Genomic DNA, 21,216 nt, shown 5'->3' on the forward strand with positions numbered 1-21,216 from the left:
AGTAATTTTAGATTTTGTTATAATGGACTTAACGAAAGTTAGGTCTATTTTTTATGGAAATTTTATATACTGAAATTACACAAGATTTAACAGAGGGACTATTAGAGATTTCTCTTGAAGAACTTGAAAAAAATCGAAAAGTTTATTACATTGTGCCTTCTTCAATGTCATTTGAGAAGGAGAAAGAAATTTTAGAGCGCTTGGCTAAGGGAAGTGATGCAGCAGTTTTTGACTTACTCGTCACTCGTTTTAAGCAATTGCCCTATTATTTTGATAAGCGGGAAAAAGCGACAACAAAGACAGAGTTGGGCACAGCAGGCCTTTCAATGCTTTTTCGACGTGTTTTGAGGAGTTTTTCGAAAGAAGAAATTCCGCTGTATTTTTCTCTACAGGATTCTGCTGGTTTTTTGGAAATGCTAATTCAGTTAAGAACAGAGTTACTGACAGCAAATCTGTCAGTAGAAAATTTACCTGACAGCCCTAAAAATCAAGAATTAAAAAAGATTTTAAGTAGATTTGAAGAAAAATTAGCAAATGACTATGCTAACTACTCAGAATTTGGTGATTTTACTAGTCGTCTTGCTGATGGGGAATTTGATTTTCAACTCAAAGATGTGACAATTGTCATTGATGGATATACTCGATTTTCTGCGGAAGAAGAGCTTTTTATTGAAAGTATTCAAGATAGAGTGGCACGTTTTGTCATTGGAACTTATAGTGATGAAAATTCACTGACAGCCGGATCTGAAACAATTTATATCAGTACGAGTCAAATGATTGGGCGTTTTCGCAGTAAATTTCCAGTAGAACTAAGAAAAATGGCTTCTTCATCTGTCAATGAAGTTTACAATAAGTTGACAAAATTACTCGATTTAGATTCAAGATTTGCCATTTCTGATCAAAATATTGAAATAAATTCTGCTGATGCAAAATATTTCAGAATTTGGGAAGCCGAAAATCAAAAAGTTGAAATTGAAGGTGTCGCAAAGGAAATTAGACAAAAAATAAGTCAGGGGGCTTTTTTCAAAGATTTTACAGTTTTAGTAGGCGATCCAGCTGCTTATGAAATTACTTTGAAAGAAATTTTTGAACTTTATGAAATTCCATTTTTCTATGCCCAAGAAGAATCAATGAGTCAGCATCCTTTGGTTATCTTTTTTGAAAGTTTACTTTCAATTAAAAAGAATAATTATCGGACAGATGATGTTGTCAATCTTCTAAAAAGCAAGGTTTACACTGATGTCAACCTTGATGAAGAAGTCATTGATTACTTTGAATACTATGTTCAAAAATATAAGATTTCTGGTCGAAAAAAATTTACGGAAGCATTCAATGAAAGTGAGTTTTCTAAAATTGAATTAGTGAATCAGCTTCGCGAAAATTTATTGGGAAATGATTCTCCTTTACAAGTCTTTTTGGGGACAAATCGGCAAAAAACAGGAAAAAAATGGGTTTCTGATTTACAAGTTTTACTTGAAACTGGAAATGTAATGGCCAATATGAACACTTATTTTTCAGAAGCAGAATCTGAAAGTAAGCATCAAATGGCTGATAAACATGAACAAGTTTGGCAAATGCTTATTTCGATATTGAATGAGTTTTTGGCCGTTTTTTCTGATGAAAAATTGAAAAGTCTGGAGTTTTTAGATATTTTATTAGCAGGATTGAAAAATGCAAAATATCGACAAATTCCAGCAAACGTTGATGTTGTAAATATCAAAGATTATGAACTTGTTGAACCTAAAACTAATAAATATATCTATGCCATTGGTTTGAGTCAAACTAATTTTCCAAGAATAAAGAAAAATTCAACACTTTTATCCGATGAAGAACGACTAAAAATTAATCAAACAACTGATGAAAATCAGTTTATTGAACAGTTGAACGTTGTCAACTATCAAAAAAATCAGTTTACAGTCCTTTCTTTAGTGAATTCGGCAAAAGAAACTTTAGTTTTGTCCATGCCACAAATTATGGCAAATGAGCAAGGAGAATTTTCACCAGTTTTCCAATTATTTTTGAATCATGCGGATGAAAAAATTCTTCAAAAAATTCAAGAAGTCAATCTTTTTGAAAGCTTAGAGCACATTGGAAACAGTCGTTCAGTGATTTCTATGATTGGAAAAATTGAGCGTGAACTTGTTGAAACTGAAGAAAAAAATGATGACAAAAGAGTTTTTTGGTCTAGTATTTTCCGAATCTTAGTTAAGTCAAATCCTGATTTTCAAAAAATATTATTGGATTTAGCTAAAGATATTAATACGGTCAATTTATCAAAAGAAACCTTAGACCAAATTTATGGTGATAAACTGTATGCTTCTGTCAGTTCTTTTGAACGCTTTTATAACTGTGAATATCAGTACTTTTTAGAGACCACTTTGGGTCTGGAAACTTTTGAAAATATTGATATAAATTCCAAAATTGTCGGTAACTTTTTCCATGAAGTTTTTGAAAAAGTCATGCAAGAAGAAGCTTTGTCAGCTGAAAATTTTGATGAAAAATTGACAAAAGTTTTACATGATGTTGACAGTAATTACTCTCGTTATTTTACTCAGGATGCAACAGCAAGATTTACTTGGACCAATTTAGAAGACATTGTTAGACAGACTGCAACAGTTTTAAAGGAAACAGTTTCTACTGATGAACTTAATACTTTACTGACAGAAAGTAGTTTTGGCTTACCAAAAAGTGAATTAGGTAATTTTTCTGTTGATGATATTTACTTACGAGGAAGAATTGACCGTTTGGACCAACTTTCTTCTGATTATTTAGGAGCTATAGATTACAAATCAAGTGCTCATTCCTTTAAATTACAGGATGCTTATGACGGTCTGAGTTTACAATTTATGACCTATTTAGACGTGATTAAAGAAGCTTTTCCTAATCAAAAAATATGGGGTGCTCTTTATTTACAATTTAAAAATCAACCAATTAACTTATCAGAAATCAATCATTTATCAGAGATTGCTGGCTTATTGAAAGAATCAATGCGCTATGATGGTTTAGTTTTGGAAGAGGCAGCTGACCAAATAAAAGCAATAGAAAATATTACTGTAAAAAAATCTAATATTTACAATCAAGAAGAATTTGAACAGCTTTTAAAATTGAATGAAAATCATTATCAGCATGCTGGTCAGCGACTTAAGAGTGGTCAGATTGCAATAAATCCAATTATGAAACGCTCCGAAGGGATTGATCAAACAGGTAATGTTCGAGGTTGTCGCTACTGTCCGCTTAAATCTATTTGTCGATTTGAAGCAAATGTACACATGAATGATCACAGTCGTGAAATTGGTCAAAAATCTCAAGCAGAAATCTTAGCAGAATTAAAAGGAGAAGGGCGAAATGAGTGAAGTAAAATTAACTCCAGAGCAAAATGAAGCCATTCATAGTTCTGGTAAGAATATTCTAGTTTCAGCGAGTGCTGGTTCCGGAAAAACTTTTGTTATGGCTCAGAGAATTGTCGAGAAAGTCAAACAAGGAATTGAAATTGATCGACTTTTCATTTCCACATTTACAAAAAAAGCAGCAAGCGAATTACGGATGCGGCTTGAGCGAGATTTAAAAAAAGCCAGACAAGAAAGTTCTGATGAAAATCAAGCTCGTAGGTTGACACTTGCTTTACATAACTTGTCAAATGCTGATATTGGAACTATGGATAGTTTCACCCAAAAATTGACAAAAACGAATTTCAATCGAGTAAATATTGACCCGAATTTCCGAATCTTAGCTGATCAAACAGAGAGTGATTTAATTAGACAAGAAGTTTTTGAACAATTGGTTGAGTCTTATCTATCAGGAGATGAAGGATTGAATATTTCAAAAGAAAAATTTGAAGAACTTATAAAAAATTTTTCTAAAGACAGAAATATTGCTGGTTTTCAAAAAGTGGTTTACACTACTTACCGTTTTGCATCAGCAACTGAAAATCCAATAAAGTGGTTAGAAAATCAATTTTTAAAAGGTTTTGAAACATATAAATCACTGACAGACTTGTCTGCAGATTTTTCAGCAGATATAAAAGAGAATTTACTGATATTTTTTGAACTTCTAGAAACTTCATTAACCAATGGAGTAATTGCTAAAAAAGGGGCTGGACGTGATAAGGCCAACCTTATTTTAGATAATAAAAATGAACTCTTAGAAGCAATAACCACTAAAGATTTTGCAACTTTCACAGAACTATTTTTATCAATAGATACAGATATTCGAGTGGGTTCTTCAAAAGATGAAATACTTTCGGCTCTGAAAAAAGATTTTTCAGCACAAAAGCAAGACTTAGTCGGCTCGAAATCCAAACCTGGAGAAATTCGGAAGTTTGTTGATAAAATAAAACATGGTCAGTTGATTGAAAAATATCAAAATCAAGCATTTGAAATCGCAGAAAATTTACAAAAATTTGTTATTGAGTTTTACCAAAGTTATTTAGAACGTAAAAAGAATGAAAATGCTTTTGAGTACTCTGATATCGCACACTTTGCCATCGAAATTTTAGAGGAAAATCCAGATATACGTGAAACTTTAAGAGAACATTATGATGAAATCATGATTGATGAGTATCAGGATACCAGCCACACTCAGGAGCGAATGCTGGAACTTTTATCGAATGGACATAATCTCTTCATGGTTGGTGATATTAAGCAATCAATTTATGGCTTTCGTTTAGCTGACCCTGGCCTCTTTTTAGAAAAATATAAAGACTATGCCAAGACAGAAAATCCAAATCAATTAATTCGCCTAAAAGAAAACTTTCGTTCACGTGGTGAGGTTTTAACATTTACAAATGATATCTTTAAACACCTGATGGATGAAAAATTAGGTGAGATGACTTATGGCAAAGAAGAAGCCTTAGTTCAAGGAAACATTACTGATTATCCAGTTGAATCTGAGAAAGATTTTTATCCAGAACTTCTTTTATACAAAGAAAATACAAGTGATGAAGAAACAGATGAATCCGAAGTAAGAATTTCGGATGGAGAGATTAAAGGAGCAGCTCAAGAAATAAAAGAATTGATTGAAGCTGGAGTTGAGCCAAAAGATATAGCAATCTTGGTTCGTTCTAAATCAAATAATAATAAAATTGAGGATATTCTGCTTAGTTACGATATTCCGGTCGTTCTTGATGAAGGACGAGTTGATTTTTTGAAATCAATGGAAGTCTTAATTATGCTAGACGTTTTACGAGCAATTGATAATCCACTCTATGATTTATCATTGGTTGCGATGTTAAGGTCTCCGTTATTTGGATTTAATGAAGATGAATTAACGAGAATCAGTACTCAAGGAAGCCATGACCTTCGATTTTGGGATAAAATTCTTTTGTCACTTAATAAAGAAGGACAAAATCCAGAACTTATCAATCCTTCCTTAGAGGACAAGCTTAAAGCATTTTACAAGAAATTTACAGAGTGGCGTAAACTTGTAAACCAAGTTGCATTTCATGATTTACTTTGGAAAATATATACAGAAACCTACTATTTTGACTATGTTGGTGCCTTAAAAAATGGTGAAATGCGTCAAGCGAACTTACAAGCCTTAGCGGTTCGAGCAGAATCATATGAAAGTTCTGGTTATAAAGGATTATTTAAATTTGTAAGATTAATCAACAAATTTATGGAACAAAATAATGATTTAGCTTCTGTTAATATAAAACTTCCTCAAAATGCTGTTCGAGTGATGACCTTCCATAAATCAAAAGGATTAGAATTTGATTATGTCTTTTTAATGAATTTACAATCTCGTTTCAACGATCGTGATTTGAAAGAAGATGTTATCCTAAGTCGTGAAAATGGTTTAGGAATGAAGCTTATTGCCGATTTAAAGGATGAAGCAGATGTTATAACTGATTTCCCTTATGCTTTAGTGAAAATGGAAACATTCCCTTATATGGTGAATAAAGACTTAAAACAAAGAGCAGCTCTCTCAGAAGAAATGCGTGTTTTATATGTTGCATTTACAAGAGCAAGGAAAAAACTTTATCTTGTCGGAAAAATAAAAGAAACGGATAAAAAATCAGGACTTGACCTTTACGATAATGCAAGTTTAGAAGGAAAGATTTTAGAAGATAAATTTCGTAATTCAAGTCGCGGTTTTCAACACTGGATATTGGCGCTTCAAAATGCCACAAAACTTCCGATGAAACTCAATGTCTACACAAAAGAAGAGTTGGAAGCAGAAAAACTTGAATTTACAAGTCAACCTGATTTCAAAAAATTGGTCGAAGAATCGGAAAAATTTGATAATATCATGGCCTATTCTGATGAAATACAAAAAGCTCAAAAAATTATGAATTATGAATATCCAAATCAAGCAGCAACAGAGCTTTCAAGTATTCAAACACCAAGTCAGGTTAAAAAACGAAGCTATGAAAAACAATTACAAGTGGGTGAAATTCAACCGATAAGTGAATTTACTCGGGTCAAAAAGCTAGATTTTTCTGATTTTGGTCCTAAGAAAGTTACTGCTGCAGAAATCGGTTCGGCAACACATAGTTTTATGCAGTATGCAGATTTTTCTCAAGCAGATTTATTTAGTTTTCAAGCGACACTTGATGAAATGGGATTTGATGAAAAAATAAAAAATCAAATTGATATTGCTAAAATTTTGACTTTGTTTGATACAGATTTCGGTCAGTTTTTATCAGAAAATGTTGATAAAACAGTTAAAGAAGCACCATTTTCAATGTTGAGAACAGATGAATTTGCTAAAGAGCAGTATATTGTTCGGGGAATTTGTGATGGATTTGTTAAACTTACTGATAAAATCGTTCTATTTGATTATAAGACAGATAGATTTACAAGTTGTTCAGCTATTTCTGAAATAAAAGAGCGTTATAGAGATCAGATGAATCTTTATAGTGAGGCTTTGAAAAAAGCCTACGATGTCAACCAAGTTGACAAGTATCTCATTTTATTAGGAGGCCCTCAGCAAGTTTTTGTTGAAAAACTAGATGATTAGATTATAATGACAGGGATTGTATAGAAAGGATAGATAATGCTGGAATATGAATTAGGTTCGATTGTCGAGATGAAGAAACCTCATGCCTGCACTGTTAAGGCGACTGGTAAAAAAGCAAATGCTTGGGAAATCACTAGATTGGGTGCAGATATCAAGATAAGATGTACAAACTGCAATCATGAAGTGATGATGAGTCGTTTTGACTTTAATAAAAAAATAAAAAAGGTGCTCAAGTGAGCCCCTTTTTTAATTATAAACTGATTTGAGATTAAATTTGAGATATTTAATAAGCCAAAAGTAAAGTAACTTTGTAAATCGCCAAATCAAAGGGCTAACAAGAACCATCAGCGAACAAGCGATAATTGCAACTAACCAGTACCACCAGTCAAAACCTGTTGCTCCATTCGCATTGCTAAAAGTAATATGTGGGTTATGAGTAGCAACAGCGAAAATCATAATAAATGGAGCAAGGAATAAAGCTAATATAATAGCATAGAGAGCCAAAAGAATCAAAGCAGTAGTAATTATCAACCAGAAACCAAGAACGAAGTTAAAAAAGACTAAGCCAAAACCAGCAAATAGGTTGATATGTTTCTTTCTTTTTTGTGGTTCAATTCCTTGAGCAAAAGCTGATAAATCTGATTCATATAATTCGGCTAGGGCAATCAATGTTTCAAAATTTGGTTCAGTTTTATTGGATTCCCAACGTGAAATGGCTTGTCTACTAAAATAAAGTTCTTTTGCAACTTCTTCTTGTGTGAGCTTCTGGGCAAGACGAGCTTTTTGTAAATTTTCTCCGAGCATTTTTTCTCCTTAAATTTAAATGGGCAATCTAGTGATTTGTTTCTGATTTCATTATCAACTAAAGCGAAGTTAAAAGCAAGAACATAGGTGGTATTTTAGGGTAACATTTTGTGGCAAGCCTTTAAAATAAAGGCTAGTGATGATACGCTCTATTGTTTACGAGCCTTGTGTAAACTTGTAAACTTAGAGATTTTCTATGATTTTCCTTGCCTTTATTGTGTTTTTAGGCGATTTACAGTATAATTAGAACTAATTAATCTTAATTTTGGAGAATATAAAACATGGCTTTAACAGCAGGTATCGTTGGTTTACCAAACGTTGGTAAATCAACTCTTTTTAATGCAATTACAAAAGCAGGCGCAGAAGCTGCAAACTATCCTTTTGCAACAATTGACCCAAATGTGGGGATGGTAGAAGTACCGGATGAACGTTTAAACAAGTTAACAGAGTTGATTAAACCTAAGAAAACTGTTCCGACAACTTTTGAATTTACAGATATTGCTGGGATTGTTAAAGGGGCTTCACGCGGAGAAGGTCTAGGAAATAAATTTCTTGCCAATATTCGTGAAGTAGATGCCATCATTCACGTTGTTCGAGCTTTTGATGATGAAAATGTAATGCGTGAAAATAATCGTGAAGATGCTTTTATTGATCCAATGGCAGACATTGAAACAATTAATCTTGAATTAATTTTGGCCGATTTAGAATCAGTCAATAAACGTTATGCGCGTGTTGAAAAAGTTGCTCGTACAGCAAAAGATAAAGATGCGGTCGCAGAATTTAATGTTTTGAAAAAGCTCAAACCGGTTCTTGAAGATGGTAAATCAGCACGAACAATTGACTTTGACGAAGATGAAACAAAGGTTCTTAAAAGCTTGTTCTTATTGACAAGTAAACCAGTTCTTTATGTGGCTAATGTTTCAGAAGATGAAGTAGGCGAACCTGATAATATCGAATACGTGAAACAAATTCGTGAGTTTGCGGCGACTGAAAATGCTGAAGTTGCTGTGATTTCTGCTCGTGTTGAAGAAGAAATCTCAGAGTTGGAAGATGATGAAAAAGCAGAATTTTTGGAAGCAATTGGCTTAAAAGAATCTGGTGTTGATATGTTGACTCGTGCAGCTTACCACCTTCTTGGACTTGCCACTTACTTTACTGCTGGTGAAAAAGAAGTCCGTGCTTGGACCTTCAAGCGTGGAATGAAAGCTCCACAAATGGCAGGAATTATCCATACAGACTTTGAAAAAGGCTTTATCCGCGCAGTAACTATGTCTTATGATGATTTGCTTAAATACGGTTCAGAAAAAGCTGTTCGTGAAGCCGGTCGCTTGCGTGAAGAAGGAAAAGAATATGTTGGTCAAGATGGCGACATTATGGAATTCCGTTTCAACGTGTAAACCTTGTAAATGAAATGAAGAAGTGCACCGAATCGGTGCATTTTTGCAACCTAAAAATGCTTGAGTTGAAGAATAAAAAACGATACTCTTAAAGCATGAAAGGAAGGCAACATGGAAATCTCTCAGATAATCAAAGAAAATCGTAAAATGAAAAATCTCAGTCAGGAAGAATTGGCGAAAAAAATGCATATTTCTCGTCAATCAATTTCAAAATGGGAGACAGGAAAATCACTACCAACAACAGACCAAATTATCTTACTTAGTGAAATTTTCGATTGTTCTTTGGACACGTTGCTCAAAGGTGACAAAAAGATGGAAGAAAAAGCAAAACATGAGATTGATGACAAACGGACTTTGAAGTTAATTTATAAGGTGGGTTGGGGATTTATCATTCCTTTACTTTTTATTTTGAAATTTGTTTTACATTTGTTTTGATGATAATGAAAGACTCAATAGGAATATTGGGTCTTTTTGTTCGCTATAAAATACCATGCCTTGCTTAATATTACAATGATTGAAAAAACAAAACTTTTTATTGACATAAAGGTTACATAAGAGTATAACTATAAGAAAACGGAAACATTTCGTGTTGAGAAGGAGGAAAATAATGTAAATATAAGATTGCACGCGCTCATATTAGCGCAAAAATAGATGATGAATAAAATAATTTTCACAGCAATTTGATTGAGTGGATGATATTAGATAATGATAAATTGAAATAAAAAAAGTTTTCCTCGGTCAAAAGGTTCATTCGTTTCTGCTTTTACTGGTTATGTCTCTTATACAAATGTTTATAGGTTATATAATCCAAATAGTGGCGAACATTTTTATACTACAAATTTAACCGAACAAACCGTTCTTGTAAAAGCTGGATGGCGATATGAAGGGGTGGATTGGTTTGCGCCAACAAACTATAAAATACCAATCTATCGTTTGTATAATCCAAACACAGGTGACCATTTTTATACAGGAAATTCGGTAGAGCGTGATTCCCTTGTAAAAGTTGGGTGGAGATATGAACAAATTTCATTCTATTCTGACCCCTCAAATGGTCAGGCGGTATATAGGCTGTATAATTCAAATGCAAAAGTTGGTTCACACTTTTATACAACGAGTCTGGCAGAAAAGAATAGTCTTGTAAAATCAGGATGGAAATATGAAGGAGTAGCATGGTATGGTCTTAGCTAAAAATAAAAAAATAGTGATTTCAACAATTCCATTAGTAATTTTGAGCCTTGTTTGTTTCAAAGAAAATCCACCTGCGCAGGCATCAACAAAATCATTAGATACAGGTGAAAGTTTTACTGAAGTTTACAATAAGGACAATGGTTTTTATTTAAATAGTCCTTTTTATGATATTTCAAAGGTTTCAAAAAGTGTTTATGTTGGGGAAAGTGGGGCTTTTAATCAAGTTAAAGTTTTGCCAATCTATAATATGACGCCAAAGGGTTCTGTGAATTTTTATCAAAATACAGCAACTAATAATCTTATTGGGGCAACCTTACCCTCGCTATCCACGGGAACAATAGCTTTGACACAAGGTGGGCAATATACTGCTCAAAAAGCTGGAACAGCTACAGTTGCATTGACTTATATGCTGTCTAGTGATTTCAAAAAAGAATTACTTAGTAAATATCCTGATGCTTGGACAAATATTGCACCTACTAGCTACGGTTCTCCTGATTTTATGTATGCGAAATATAGTAATCAAACTTTCTATGTAACAATCAAGGAACATACCGTCCCACTTTATCGTATGTACAATCCAAATTCTGGAGAACATTTCTATACGGAAAATTCCTTTGAACGTGATTCACTCGTGAAAACTGGTTGGAACTATGAAGGAATCTCAGAAGAATCTCCAATAAAGACAGTCTATAATCAAGCAGTTTATCGTGTTTATAATCCGAATGCTGGGGACCATTTTTATACTGAAAACAAAGCAGAAGTTGCTCATTTGGTTTCTCTAGGTTGGCGTGCCGAGGGGATAGCTTTTTATTCAAGTACATCAACTCAAACTCCTATTTATCGTCTCTATAATCCTAATGCGACAGTAGGAACTCATTTTTATACTCAAAGTTCAGCTGAGCGTGACTCTCTTGTAAGAGCAGGTTGGAACTATGAAGGAACGGCTTGGTATGGTGGATAATTACTATAGAGTGATTATCTTAGATAGAGCAAACGTAAAAGGCTCAATAGAAATATTGGGTCTTTTTTTTTCTCCTCTAGGTAAATAAACATGTTATAATAATCTCAGAAGCTGATTTTTATGAATCGGCCTTTTGGCATTTATTGAAATATTTACTGACAGATAAAAATAGGACAGCTGAAAAGTCTGTCAGTAAAATGCGACTGAATAAAGAGCATTTTATCGGTGAATAAAAGAATTGTCAGCGAAGCTGAAAATTCTGTCAGTAAATTTTGTAGGTTAAACTAATGAAAATCTATATTGTCGGAACAGTTGGTTCTGTAAAATCAACGTTGGCTAGGAAATTAAGTGAAAAAAACTCAATGCGAGTGTTTCACTTGGATAATATCGTTCATGAAGGTGAAAGAAATCGAACAGATAAAGAAGTTTTCGAGTCAATTGAGTGTATTTTTAAGAATGAGTGTTTTATCATTGAAGATACATTACGCGAACGATTTATTCCATTGTTAGACAAAGTTGACAAGATTATTTATTTAGATTTACCTAAGAACTTACTGAAATATCGGATAATTAAGCGCTATGTAAAACAAAAATTGAGACTTGAAAAATCAACTTATCGACCAAGTTTACAGATGTTAAAACAGATGTTTATCTGGCAAAAAATTGACCGGAGTGAACTGATAAATGCTCAAAAAAATAAAATTGTTTTACACAATAAAAGAGAAATTCGGCAATTTATAAAAAATTTTCAAAAATAGAGAAGAAAGAATAGAAAATGACAAAAATGATTGTTGGCTTGGGAAACCCAGGCGATAAATATGAAAAAACAAAACATAATATGGGCTTTATGGCACTTGATTTACTGGCAAAAGAACTGAATGTTGATTTTAAAGAAGAAAAACCTTTTATGTCGCTTGTCGCGTCAACGTTTGTGAATGGTGAAAAATTGTTTCTCGTGAAACCTCTGACTTTTATGAATGAATCTGGGCGTGCGGTGGCGCCACTTTTGAAATATTATAATATAGACGAGGCAGATTTAACGGTCATGCATGATGACTTGGATTCACCAGTTGGGCGCGTGCGTCTAAGACAAAAAGGGTCATCAGGTGGACAAAATGGAATAAAATCAGTCATTACACATGTGGGAAGTCAAACCTTTAACCGTGTAAAAATTGGGATTGGCCGTCCAAAACATGGGATGACAGTTGTGAATCATGTACTCTCTGGTTTTGACAATGAAGATAAGGAAATCGCTCAAGATGGAATTTTCAAAGCTGTTGATGCAATGAAATTCTATCTTGAAAATGGTGATTTTCAAAAGACAATGAATAAATTTAACTAAATGAATATTATTGAATTTTTTGACCAAAATTGGCAACTACAAAAATGGCAACAAGGTTTTTCAAAGCGTGAGCGAACTTTACTGACAGGATTGTCAGGAACAGCAAAGAGCTTAGTGATGGCAAATGCTTATGAAAATGTTGCTGACAAATATATTATTGTTACTGACAGCCAGTTTCATGCGAATGAACTTTATGATGAACTGTCAACTTTGCTTGGTGAAGAAAAAGTTTTTCAATTTTTTTCTGATGATAACATCTACGCAGAGTTCGCACTTGCATCTAAAGATCGAGTTGCTTATCGACTTGAGGCACTTAATTTCCTACTTGACGAAAAGTCAACAGGATTTTTGGTCGTGCCTTTTTTGGCATTACGGAGCTATTTACCAAGTCCCGAAAATTTTTTAGAAAATTATCTTTTACTGACCTCTGGGGATGAGTATGATTTATCAAATTTAGTTAATTTATTATCAAAAGCTGGTTATGAAAAGACACAGCGCGTGATGACGCCAGGTGAATTTTCAATGCGAGGAGATATCGTTGATATTTATCCTTTAGATGCGGAAAATCCGGTACGTTTAGAGTTTTTTGGTGATGAAGTAGATACGATTCGCTCATTTGATGTGGAGAGTCAACGTTCACTGACAAGCCTTGAACGTTTGGAAATATATCCGGCCAGTGATTTTATTTTGACTGACAAAGAATTTGACAAGGGTGCAAAATCACTGACAGAAATGACGAATTTACTGACAGACCCGTCAGCAAAATCATATATGGAAGAAGTGATTTCAGCAGCTCAAAATCACTATTATCATAAAGATTTACGAAAATTTGCGGAGTATTTTTATGATAAAAAAACTTCACTTTTAAATTATTTTCCAAAAAATGTTCAAATATTCATTGATGATTTTCAAAAAGTAAATGAAATGAATAATAAGTTAGAAATGGAATTAGCAGATTTCATTTTATCTGAAAAAGCAATGGAAAGAGGATTTGAAGGGCAGACTTATTTGCTAGATACAATGGCAAAAGTTAGAAATTATAAGCCTGCTACTTTCTTTTCAAATTTCCAAAAAGGGCTTGGAAATCTCAGATTTGAACAACTTTATAATTTCAAACAACATTCAATGCAACAATTTTTCGGTCAATTAGAACTTTTTTACACTGAAGTTGAACGATTTATTAAGCAAGAGTTTACAGTTGTTTTAGCTGTATCATCAGAAAAACTCCGTAAATCACTCCATGAATTAGATTTAAGTTTACAAGAGGTTGACAGAGAATCTATTCAAGTGGGTAAAGTCAATCTGATTGATTTGCAATTATCCAATGGTTTTAATTTCCTTGATGAAAAATTAGTCGTCATGACTGAGCATGAAATATTTGGTAAAATGCGTAAGAAAAAGGCACGCAAACTGAATATTACAAATGCAGAAAGACTAAAAGATTACAATGAACTCGCTGTTGGTGATTTTGTTGTCCATAAGAATCATGGGATTGGGAAATATTTAGGTTTACAAACGCTTGAAGTCGGCGGAATGCATCGTGATTATTTGACCATTCAATATCAAAATGGGGATACAATTTCTGTTCCAGTTGATCACCTAGATTTACTCAGTAAATATACAGCTGGTGAAGGAAAAAGTCCTAAAATCAATAAACTGAACGATGGGCGTTGGCGTAAAACCATGTCTTCTGTCAGTAAACAAGTTGAAGATATTTCAGATGATTTGATTAAACTTTATGCTGAACGTCAGGCGAAAAAAGGATTTGCATTCTCGCCGGATGACACCAGTCAAGAAGAATTTGATTCTGGTTTTTCATATGTTGAAACTGAAGACCAGATGCGTTCAATCAATGAAATTAAGCATGATATGGAACTTGAACGGCCAATGGACCGCTTGTTAGTTGGTGATGTTGGTTTTGGTAAAACCGAAGTTGCAATGCGAGCAGCCTTCAAAGCCATAAATGACGGGAAACAAGTCGCAGTTCTTGTGCCAACGACTGTTCTTGCTGAGCAGCATTTTAATAATTTTACTGAACGTTTTATCAACTTTGGTGTAAATGTCGAAGTTCTCAGCCGTTTTCAAACGAAAACACAGCAAACTGAAATTCTAGCCAAATTGAAAAAAGGACGAGTTGATTTAATTATTGGAACCCACCGTTTACTTTCAAAAGATGTTGAATTTTTTGATTTAGGTTTGATGATTATTGATGAAGAACAACGTTTTGGGGTTAAGCATAAAGAACGTTTGAAAGAATTAAAAACCCAGGTTGATGTTTTGACATTGACAGCCACACCTATTCCTAGGACTCTACATATGTCAATGCTTGGAATTCGTGACTTGTCAGTTATTGAAACACCACCAACAAACCGTTATCCAGTTCAAACCTATGTCATGGAAACAAACTACGGTGTGGTTCGTGATGCAGTGTTGAGAGAAATCTCTCGTGGTGGACAAGTTTACTATGTTTACAACAGGGTTGACACGATTGAGCAAAAAGTTTCTCAATTAGAAGAATTAATTCCTGAAGCAAGAATTGGTTTTATACACGGCCAAATGACTGAAGTACAACTTGAAAATACTTTACTTGCCTTTATCGCAGGTGATTATGATGTGCTTGTTGCAACGACAATCATTGAAACTGGGGTTGATATTCCAAATGCGAATACGCTTTTTATTGAAAATGCGGATATGATGGGCTTGTCACAACTTTATCAATTAAGAGGGCGAGTGGGGCGTTCAAATCGGGTGGCTTACGCCTATTTCATGTATCGACCTGAAAAAATATTGTCTGAAGTTTCGGAAAAACGTTTGGAAGCTATTAAAGGCTTTACAGAATTAGGCTCAGGTTTCAAGATTGCCATGCGTGATTTGTCTATCCGTGGTGCTGGTAATTTACTGGGAAGTGAGCAATCAGGATTTATTGATTCTGTTGGTTTCGATTTGTACTCACAACTGTTGGAAGAAGCCATTCATGCTAAACTTGGAACAAGTAAGCAAAAACGGACTTCAAATGTGGAAATTTCTTTGGAATTGGATGCCTTTATTCCTGCTTATTATATTTCTGATGAACGTCAAAAAATTGAAATTTACAAACGAATTCGTCAAATTGATAGTCGTGAGATTTATGAAGAACTACAAGAAGAATTGGTTGACCGTTTTGGAGAATATCCAGATGAAGTCGCTTATCTTCTGGAAATTGGTCTTTTAAAACACTTTGCAGATAATGCCTTAGTTGAAAAAATTGAAAAATCGAGGTTTGAAGCAACTGTTACTTTGGAAAAAGTGGCTAATACCACCTATGATCCACAAGATTATTTCAAAACTTTGGCCAAAACAAGCATGAAAGCTTCTGTGGGGGAAAAATATGGTAAAATGACTTTCCGCTTTAAAATTGAAAATCGAAATTCAGTTGTTCTTTTGAGCGAAATAATGAATTTTATTGAAGAATTATCAAAAATACGAGATAGTTACGAAAATAAGTAATCATTTCGTAAAAAAAGATAAATATGATACAATACTTTTATATAAAACCATAAAAAATAGAGTTTAATAATTTTAAGGAAACAAAAAACATGAAGAGAAAAAATTCTCAAGATGTAATTTATAAAATTAAACTCATATCTTAAAGGAGATTTATAAAAGTGGATTTAAAAGCAGCAAAAGCGGAGTTGAGAGAAAAAAGCCGTCCTTATCAAACTTATTCTTACTATCTTATCATTCCAATCTTTATTATTCTTGTTTTTCTATTATCTTTAGTGGGGCACAATAAAGGAACTTTTGGAACAATCGTTTTTGTTTTTGTGATTTTTGCTCATGTTTGGGCAAGTAAACTGGATTTAGTAAGAAAAAGAAAACATGTGGCGCCAATTTTAATGTATGTAACTCAAGGCTTAGGAGTTATTCTTATGGTTTTATTAGTTACCGAAGTTTCAGCGGGTGGGACAGGAAATATTGCTTTAGGACTTTCAAGTCTTATTCTACTTCCAATTGAAATTATTGCCATTGTTTTCTTCTTTATTTCAGCTAATGATATAAAAAAAGCTTATCCAACAATGAAAGAAGACGCCAAAGCAGCAAGGCTAGAATATCAAGAACTTAGACGTTCAAAATAAAAAAAAAATTACTGACAGGTCTGTCAGTAAATTAATAAGGTTCTGTCACTAATGATGGAGCCTTATTATTATAAATAAAGGCATTTTCAAACAAAATGAAATATGTTATAATCAAACCATGAGATTAGATAAGTTTTTAAAAGTTTCGCGCTTGATTAAACGTCGTCCAGTTGCGAAAGAAGTTGCCGACAAAGGTCGGATTAAAATTAATGGAAAATTAGCGAAATCTTCATCTGATGTAAAATTTAATGACACAATTGAAATTCGTTTCGGAAATAAAATTGTTGAAGTTCGGGTTGCTGAATTAAAAGAGTTTACACGTAAAGAAGATGCTGATAAAATGTATGAAATGATTAGCGAAACTCGTATTACAGAAGAAGTTGAGTAATTATCATCAAAATAGATTGGAGGTTGTCATGGCAAAGCAAGTGATTCAACTAAATAATAAGTACACTCAGAAGCATAAAAAAAGAAATTTAAACCCAGTACCAAAAAGAAAACATTTAGGGCTTATTTTGATCGTGGCAATTTTACTTTTTAGTTTAGCAAGTATGAGTTTGATAAAATCATATGAAACTTTGCACAATCAAGTAGCTTTAGAACAAAGTGCAAAGAAACAATATGAGAGTCTTTCTAAAGAAGTAACGATTAAAAAAGAAGAAATATCAAAACTTCAGGATCCTAACTATCTCCAAAAATTTGCTCGGAGTGACGGTCAAGAATATTCACAAAGTGATGAAAAAGTTTTTACTACTGACAGTCCCTTGATTGGAAGTAATGGGTCAAAATAATGATTGGACAAGTTGAAAACATTACAAGATTTGGACTTTTTGTAAAAATTTCTACTGACAAACTTGACGAAAGTACAGAAAAACTTGCTGACAAAGCTGTCAGTAAAAATAGAGGACTTTTGCGTTGGTCACAAATCCCTAAAAATGTACCCAAAGTACAAATTGGAGATTTGATTGGTGTTGAAATTTCAAAAATACACGAAGATGGTAAGGTTGATTTAAATTATCAAGAAAAAAATTTTAAAAATGTCTATGCCGAATTTTTAGAAACAAGTCACCAAAGACTTACAGAACTTGAGCAAAAAAATCGTGAATTAAACTAAATAATTAAAAAGAAAAAATATTATTTAGTTTTTTCTTTGACTATTCTATTGACTAAAAATAGCACCTATTTTATGAAAAATTCTAGGAATTAAAAAGATAAAGATTACAACAGAAATTATTCTATGGAATGGATAAGATGTTGGGCAAGGTTTTAATCATGCAAAAACAGAGAACAAAAATTAATAGTGGAGTGGCCTTGGTGATGCTTTTAATGATTATCACAGGCTTTTTTGCTTTTTCACAAACAAGATATTTTGCTGACAAAAAGGTCAGTAAATCCAAAAATATTGTTGTAGCTGACAAAGTTACAGACAAAGAAAAAGAAACTGAAACTTGGACCTCAATCCCCCAAAGAGCAGTGGCTTATCAAGAATTAACAACTTATGAGGACTCAAACCTTACTAAATCAGTTGGTAAAATTCCAGCTAAGACACAATTAGATATTGCCGAAATCGTTGGGAAATCCTTTAAGTTAAAGACAGGAAAGTATATTTCTACTGACAAAAAAGCTGTGATATCAGATCTTACAATTTCTAGAGAGTCAACAAATACAACAATATATACTGATAAAAGTGTCAATGTATTTTACAACCCCGTAACCACTTATGATAATCAAATAATGACAAATTTAAGTGGTACACATCAACTTTCTGCTGATAAAACGGCTAAGACTAACTGGGGAACTTACTACGAAGTATCTTTGGATAATGGCCAAACGGGTTGGGTTTCAGAAAATGATATTTCTTTGGAAAATCCCAAAATCAAACAAGTTCAGGCATTATTGAATCAGAAATACAATGACAAAAAGTATTCAATCTATGTCAAAGAACTTGACGATAAGTTTACAGCTGGTGTAAACCAAGAACAGAAAATGTATTCAGCAAGTCTTTCTAAAATTCCAATTCTTTATTGGACTCAAAAACGACTTAATGAAGGTTTGGCTTCACTTGATGACAAACTATTGTACACCCCAGCCATTAATACTTTTTATGGAAGTTATAAACCAGAAGGAACTGGAAATTTACCAAAAACAGCAGATAATAAATATTACAGTCTTCAGGATGTTATCAATAGAACAGCCAAACTCTCAGACAATGTCGGAAGTAATATGCTCGCCTATTATGAAACCCAGGAGTTTAATCCAAACTATCAAAAAGAAATAAATAGGATTGCTGGACAAGAGTGGAGTCCAAAAGAGCGAAATGCCTCAGCTCAAATGGTAGGTAGAATGCTAGAAGCTCTTTATAATGAAGGAGGGGCTTCCTTTAACGCTTTATTTGATACCTCTTTTGATGATGTTAAAATTAGAGCAGGCGTTCCTAAAAATATATCGGTTGCTCACAAAATTGGTGGTGCAGATACAGATAATCATGATGCAGCCATTGTATTTGCAAGTAAACCATATCTTTTGGTAATTGAAACTGATGGGGCAACAGATGATGAAATAAAAGCAATTTCTCAAGATGTTTATGGAGTTATGAAATGACACCAGCTCAACGTAAATTTTTAAAAATAGTCAAAGATGAACACTATTTTGATAAAGATTCAAAAATATTATTGGCTTTATCAGGTGGTAAAGACTCAATGACTCTTTTTAACTGGCTCTATGATTTAAAAGAAGTTCTCGGTATTGAACTGGGACTGGCTCACATTAATCATGGCTTACGAGAAGAGTCAAAGTTTGAAGAAATTGCTCTTCGAGAAATGGCAACAAAACTTAAAGTACCAATTTATGTTGACAAGTTTACAGGAGAGTTTACAGAAAAAAATGCACGTGATTTCCGTTATCAGTTTTTTGAAAAGCTAATGATAAGAGAAAATTACAATATTTTGCTGACAGCTCATCATCAAGGAGATCTTGTTGAAACGGTATTAATGCGTCAAATTACAGGACGTCCTTTGAGAAGTCTGCAGGGCATTGCTGATCGTCAACCTTTTGCAGGTGGGCAATTAATCAGACCTTTATTGAAATTTACAAAAGAAGAACTTGATGCACCAACCTATTATGAAGATTCAACAAATCAAGGACTAGATTATTTTAGAAATAGAATACGTAATCAACTAATTCCAGAATTAACAAAAGAAAATCCTCAATTTTCACAATCAATCAGTGATTTGAGCTCGGAAATTAAAAAGGCGTTGGCAGTAATTAATCAAAAAATTTCGGAACTTGAAATTGTTGATGAAAAAATATCATCTAAAAAATTCATCTCCCAAACAAAAGAATTACAACATTTTATCTTACAAGCATTTTTTGCTCAATATCCAGAAATAGAAGTAAGTAAGAAAAAATTTGCGGAAGTACTTCATATTATCAATCGCCCTCAACAATATTTCGCAAAATTGAATAAGGAATTTTATTTTGTGAAGACTAAAGATTTCTTTTATCTTGAAAAAATTCAACTTGAAAGGGAGAATTCAGTAGAAATTGTAAGTGAAAATCCACAAGATGAATCATTTATGGAGGTTTATTTGCCTCTTGAAGGAGAGCTTGAAATTCGTAAACGCCAGCCTGGGGATCAAATTCTAATCAATGGTCATCATAAAAAATTACGCAAGTTTTTTATTGATAACAAAGTTCCATTAAAGGCCCGAGAGAATCCACTTATCTTCGTTGATAAAAAACTCTATGCCATTGTCGGTCTTGCGTGTTCTGATTTGAGTAAAATGCTCAAAAATGATAAAATTAGAAGAATATTATGGGTCAAACCCAGTATAGGAGAGGAAATCAACGATGCTCGAAAAAAATCTTGATAAGGCCATTGAAAAAGTATTAGTTTCAGAAGAAGAAATTATAGAAAAATCCAAAGAACTTGGAGAAATATTAACAAAAGAATACGAAGGAAAAAATCCATTAGTCTTAGGAATTCTTCGTGGTTCAGTTCCTTTCTTAGCTGAATTAATCAAACATATTGATTGTCACTTAGAAACTGACTTTATGACTGTATCAAGTTATCACGGCGGTACAAAATCTTCTGGTGAAGTAAAATTGATTTTAGATGTTGATACAGCAGTCAAAGGTCGTGAAATTTTGATTGTTGAGGATATTATTGATACTGGTCGTACTTTAAAATATCTAAAAGAACTTTTGGAACATCGTGGAGCAAACGTAAAAATTGTAACACTTCTTGACAAACCAGAAGGACGAATTGTTGAAATTAAACCAGATTATTCAGGTTTTACAATTCCTAATGAATTTGTTGTTGGATTTGGTTTGGACTACGAAGAAAACTATCGTAATCTTCCATATGTCGGAGTTTTAAAACCAGAAGTTTATAACAAATAATTCGTTGATTTTAGTCATCTAAAGTTTTCTCAGACTAAAGTATGAAAAAAT

The 21,216-nt window shown here is 33.2% G+C and carries 18 protein-coding genes and 1 pseudogene; 18 read left to right on the top strand and 1 reads right to left on the bottom strand.

Translation table 11 applies throughout. The annotated features are described in order from the left end of the window. The first annotated feature begins 53 nt into the window (after positions 1 to 53). The 3 genes from rexB to LDP15_RS07685 are packed head-to-tail and all read left to right on the top strand — an operon-like array spanning position 54 to position 7,194. Positions 54 to 3,353, top strand: a complete 3,300-nt coding sequence (gene rexB, locus LDP15_RS07675) for an ATP-dependent nuclease subunit B (RefSeq protein ID WP_015425594.1) — start codon at positions 54 to 56, stop codon at positions 3,351 to 3,353. Next, positions 3,346 to 6,957 (top strand): helicase-exonuclease AddAB subunit AddA, encoded by a 3,612-nt coding sequence (addA, locus tag LDP15_RS07680; RefSeq protein WP_225513346.1) that lies wholly within the window; start codon positions 3,346 to 3,348, stop codon positions 6,955 to 6,957. The genes rexB and addA overlap by 8 nt, the downstream gene beginning before the upstream one ends. A 36-nt stretch (positions 6,958 to 6,993) precedes the next feature. Beyond that, positions 6,994 to 7,194: a DUF951 domain-containing protein gene (locus LDP15_RS07685; RefSeq protein ID WP_003132155.1), complete on the top strand. Its 201-nt coding sequence runs from the start codon at positions 6,994 to 6,996 to the stop codon at positions 7,192 to 7,194. A gap of 9 nt (positions 7,195 to 7,203) precedes the next feature. On the opposite strand, the gene LDP15_RS07690 is transcribed toward LDP15_RS07685, so the two are convergent. Continuing rightward, positions 7,204 to 7,761 (bottom strand): helix-turn-helix domain-containing protein, encoded by a 558-nt coding sequence (locus LDP15_RS07690; protein WP_015425596.1) that lies wholly within the window; start codon positions 7,759 to 7,761, stop codon positions 7,204 to 7,206. A 281-nt stretch (positions 7,762 to 8,042) separates the two neighbouring features. On the opposite strand from LDP15_RS07690, the gene ychF reads away from it, so the two are divergent. The 15 genes and pseudogenes from ychF (at position 8,043) to hpt (ending at position 21,165) form a co-directional block, all read left to right on the top strand. Next, positions 8,043 to 9,158 (top strand): redox-regulated ATPase YchF, encoded by a 1,116-nt coding sequence (gene ychF, locus LDP15_RS07695; RefSeq protein ID WP_015425597.1) that lies wholly within the window; start codon positions 8,043 to 8,045, stop codon positions 9,156 to 9,158. A 111-nt stretch (positions 9,159 to 9,269) separates the two neighbouring features. Next, positions 9,270 to 9,593: a helix-turn-helix domain-containing protein gene (locus LDP15_RS07700; protein ID WP_015425598.1), complete on the top strand. Its 324-nt coding sequence runs from the start codon at positions 9,270 to 9,272 to the stop codon at positions 9,591 to 9,593. A 366-nt stretch (positions 9,594 to 9,959) separates the two neighbouring features. Then, positions 9,960 to 10,049: pseudogene (locus LDP15_RS07705) on the top strand (hypothetical protein); the annotation flags it as partial. After that, positions 10,047 to 10,346, top strand: a complete 300-nt coding sequence (locus LDP15_RS07710) for a hypothetical protein (protein ID WP_042229970.1) — start codon at positions 10,047 to 10,049, stop codon at positions 10,344 to 10,346. The pseudogene LDP15_RS07705 and the gene LDP15_RS07710, both read left to right, overlap by 3 nt. Next, a complete protein-coding gene (locus tag LDP15_RS07715; protein WP_015425599.1) occupies positions 10,333 to 11,307 on the top strand; it encodes a hypothetical protein in 975 nt (324 codons plus the stop codon). Before LDP15_RS07710 ends, LDP15_RS07715 begins: the two co-directional genes overlap by 14 nt. Before the next feature lie 287 nt (positions 11,308 to 11,594). Beyond that, on the top strand, positions 11,595 to 12,065 hold the full coding sequence (locus tag LDP15_RS07720; protein WP_225513347.1) for a hypothetical protein: 471 nt from the start codon (positions 11,595 to 11,597) through the stop codon (positions 12,063 to 12,065). A 17-nt stretch (positions 12,066 to 12,082) separates the two neighbouring features. Next, positions 12,083 to 12,649 (top strand): aminoacyl-tRNA hydrolase, encoded by a 567-nt coding sequence (pth, locus tag LDP15_RS07725; RefSeq protein WP_003132167.1) that lies wholly within the window; start codon positions 12,083 to 12,085, stop codon positions 12,647 to 12,649. Then, positions 12,650 to 16,135 carry a transcription-repair coupling factor gene (gene mfd / locus LDP15_RS07730; RefSeq protein ID WP_015425601.1) on the top strand — a complete coding sequence of 1,162 codons (3,486 nt, stop codon included), beginning with the start codon at positions 12,650 to 12,652 and terminating at the stop codon, positions 16,133 to 16,135. 158 nt (positions 16,136 to 16,293) lie between these two features. After that, a complete protein-coding gene (locus LDP15_RS07735; protein ID WP_015425602.1) occupies positions 16,294 to 16,764 on the top strand; it encodes a hypothetical protein in 471 nt (156 codons plus the stop codon). A gap of 118 nt (positions 16,765 to 16,882) precedes the next feature. After that, positions 16,883 to 17,152 (top strand): RNA-binding S4 domain-containing protein, encoded by a 270-nt coding sequence (locus LDP15_RS07740; protein WP_003132170.1) that lies wholly within the window; start codon positions 16,883 to 16,885, stop codon positions 17,150 to 17,152. 28 nt (positions 17,153 to 17,180) lie between these two features. Further along, on the top strand, positions 17,181 to 17,555 hold the full coding sequence (locus LDP15_RS07745) for a septum formation initiator family protein (RefSeq protein WP_015425603.1): 375 nt from the start codon (positions 17,181 to 17,183) through the stop codon (positions 17,553 to 17,555). Next, entirely contained in the window at positions 17,555 to 17,878 is a 324-nt protein-coding gene (locus LDP15_RS07750) for a hypothetical protein (protein WP_015425604.1), read from the top strand. Before LDP15_RS07745 ends, LDP15_RS07750 begins: the two co-directional genes overlap by 1 nt. A gap of 137 nt (positions 17,879 to 18,015) precedes the next feature. After that, positions 18,016 to 19,365: a serine hydrolase gene (locus tag LDP15_RS07755; RefSeq protein WP_080619308.1), complete on the top strand. Its 1,350-nt coding sequence runs from the start codon at positions 18,016 to 18,018 to the stop codon at positions 19,363 to 19,365. Further along, the gene (tilS, locus tag LDP15_RS07760) at positions 19,362 to 20,633 is read left to right on the top strand and encodes a tRNA lysidine(34) synthetase TilS (RefSeq protein ID WP_015425606.1); all 1,272 of its coding nucleotides are present in this window, start codon (positions 19,362 to 19,364) and stop codon (positions 20,631 to 20,633) included. Before LDP15_RS07755 ends, tilS begins: the two co-directional genes overlap by 4 nt. Further along, on the top strand, positions 20,614 to 21,165 hold the full coding sequence (gene hpt / locus LDP15_RS07765) for a hypoxanthine phosphoribosyltransferase (protein ID WP_021467019.1): 552 nt from the start codon (positions 20,614 to 20,616) through the stop codon (positions 21,163 to 21,165). The genes tilS and hpt overlap by 20 nt, the downstream gene beginning before the upstream one ends. The last annotated feature ends 51 nt before the right edge of the window (positions 21,166 to 21,216 follow it).

This window comes from Lactococcus sp. SK2-659 (assembly GCF_020218185.2).
Lineage (GTDB): Bacteria > Bacillota > Bacilli > Lactobacillales > Streptococcaceae > Lactococcus > Lactococcus lactis.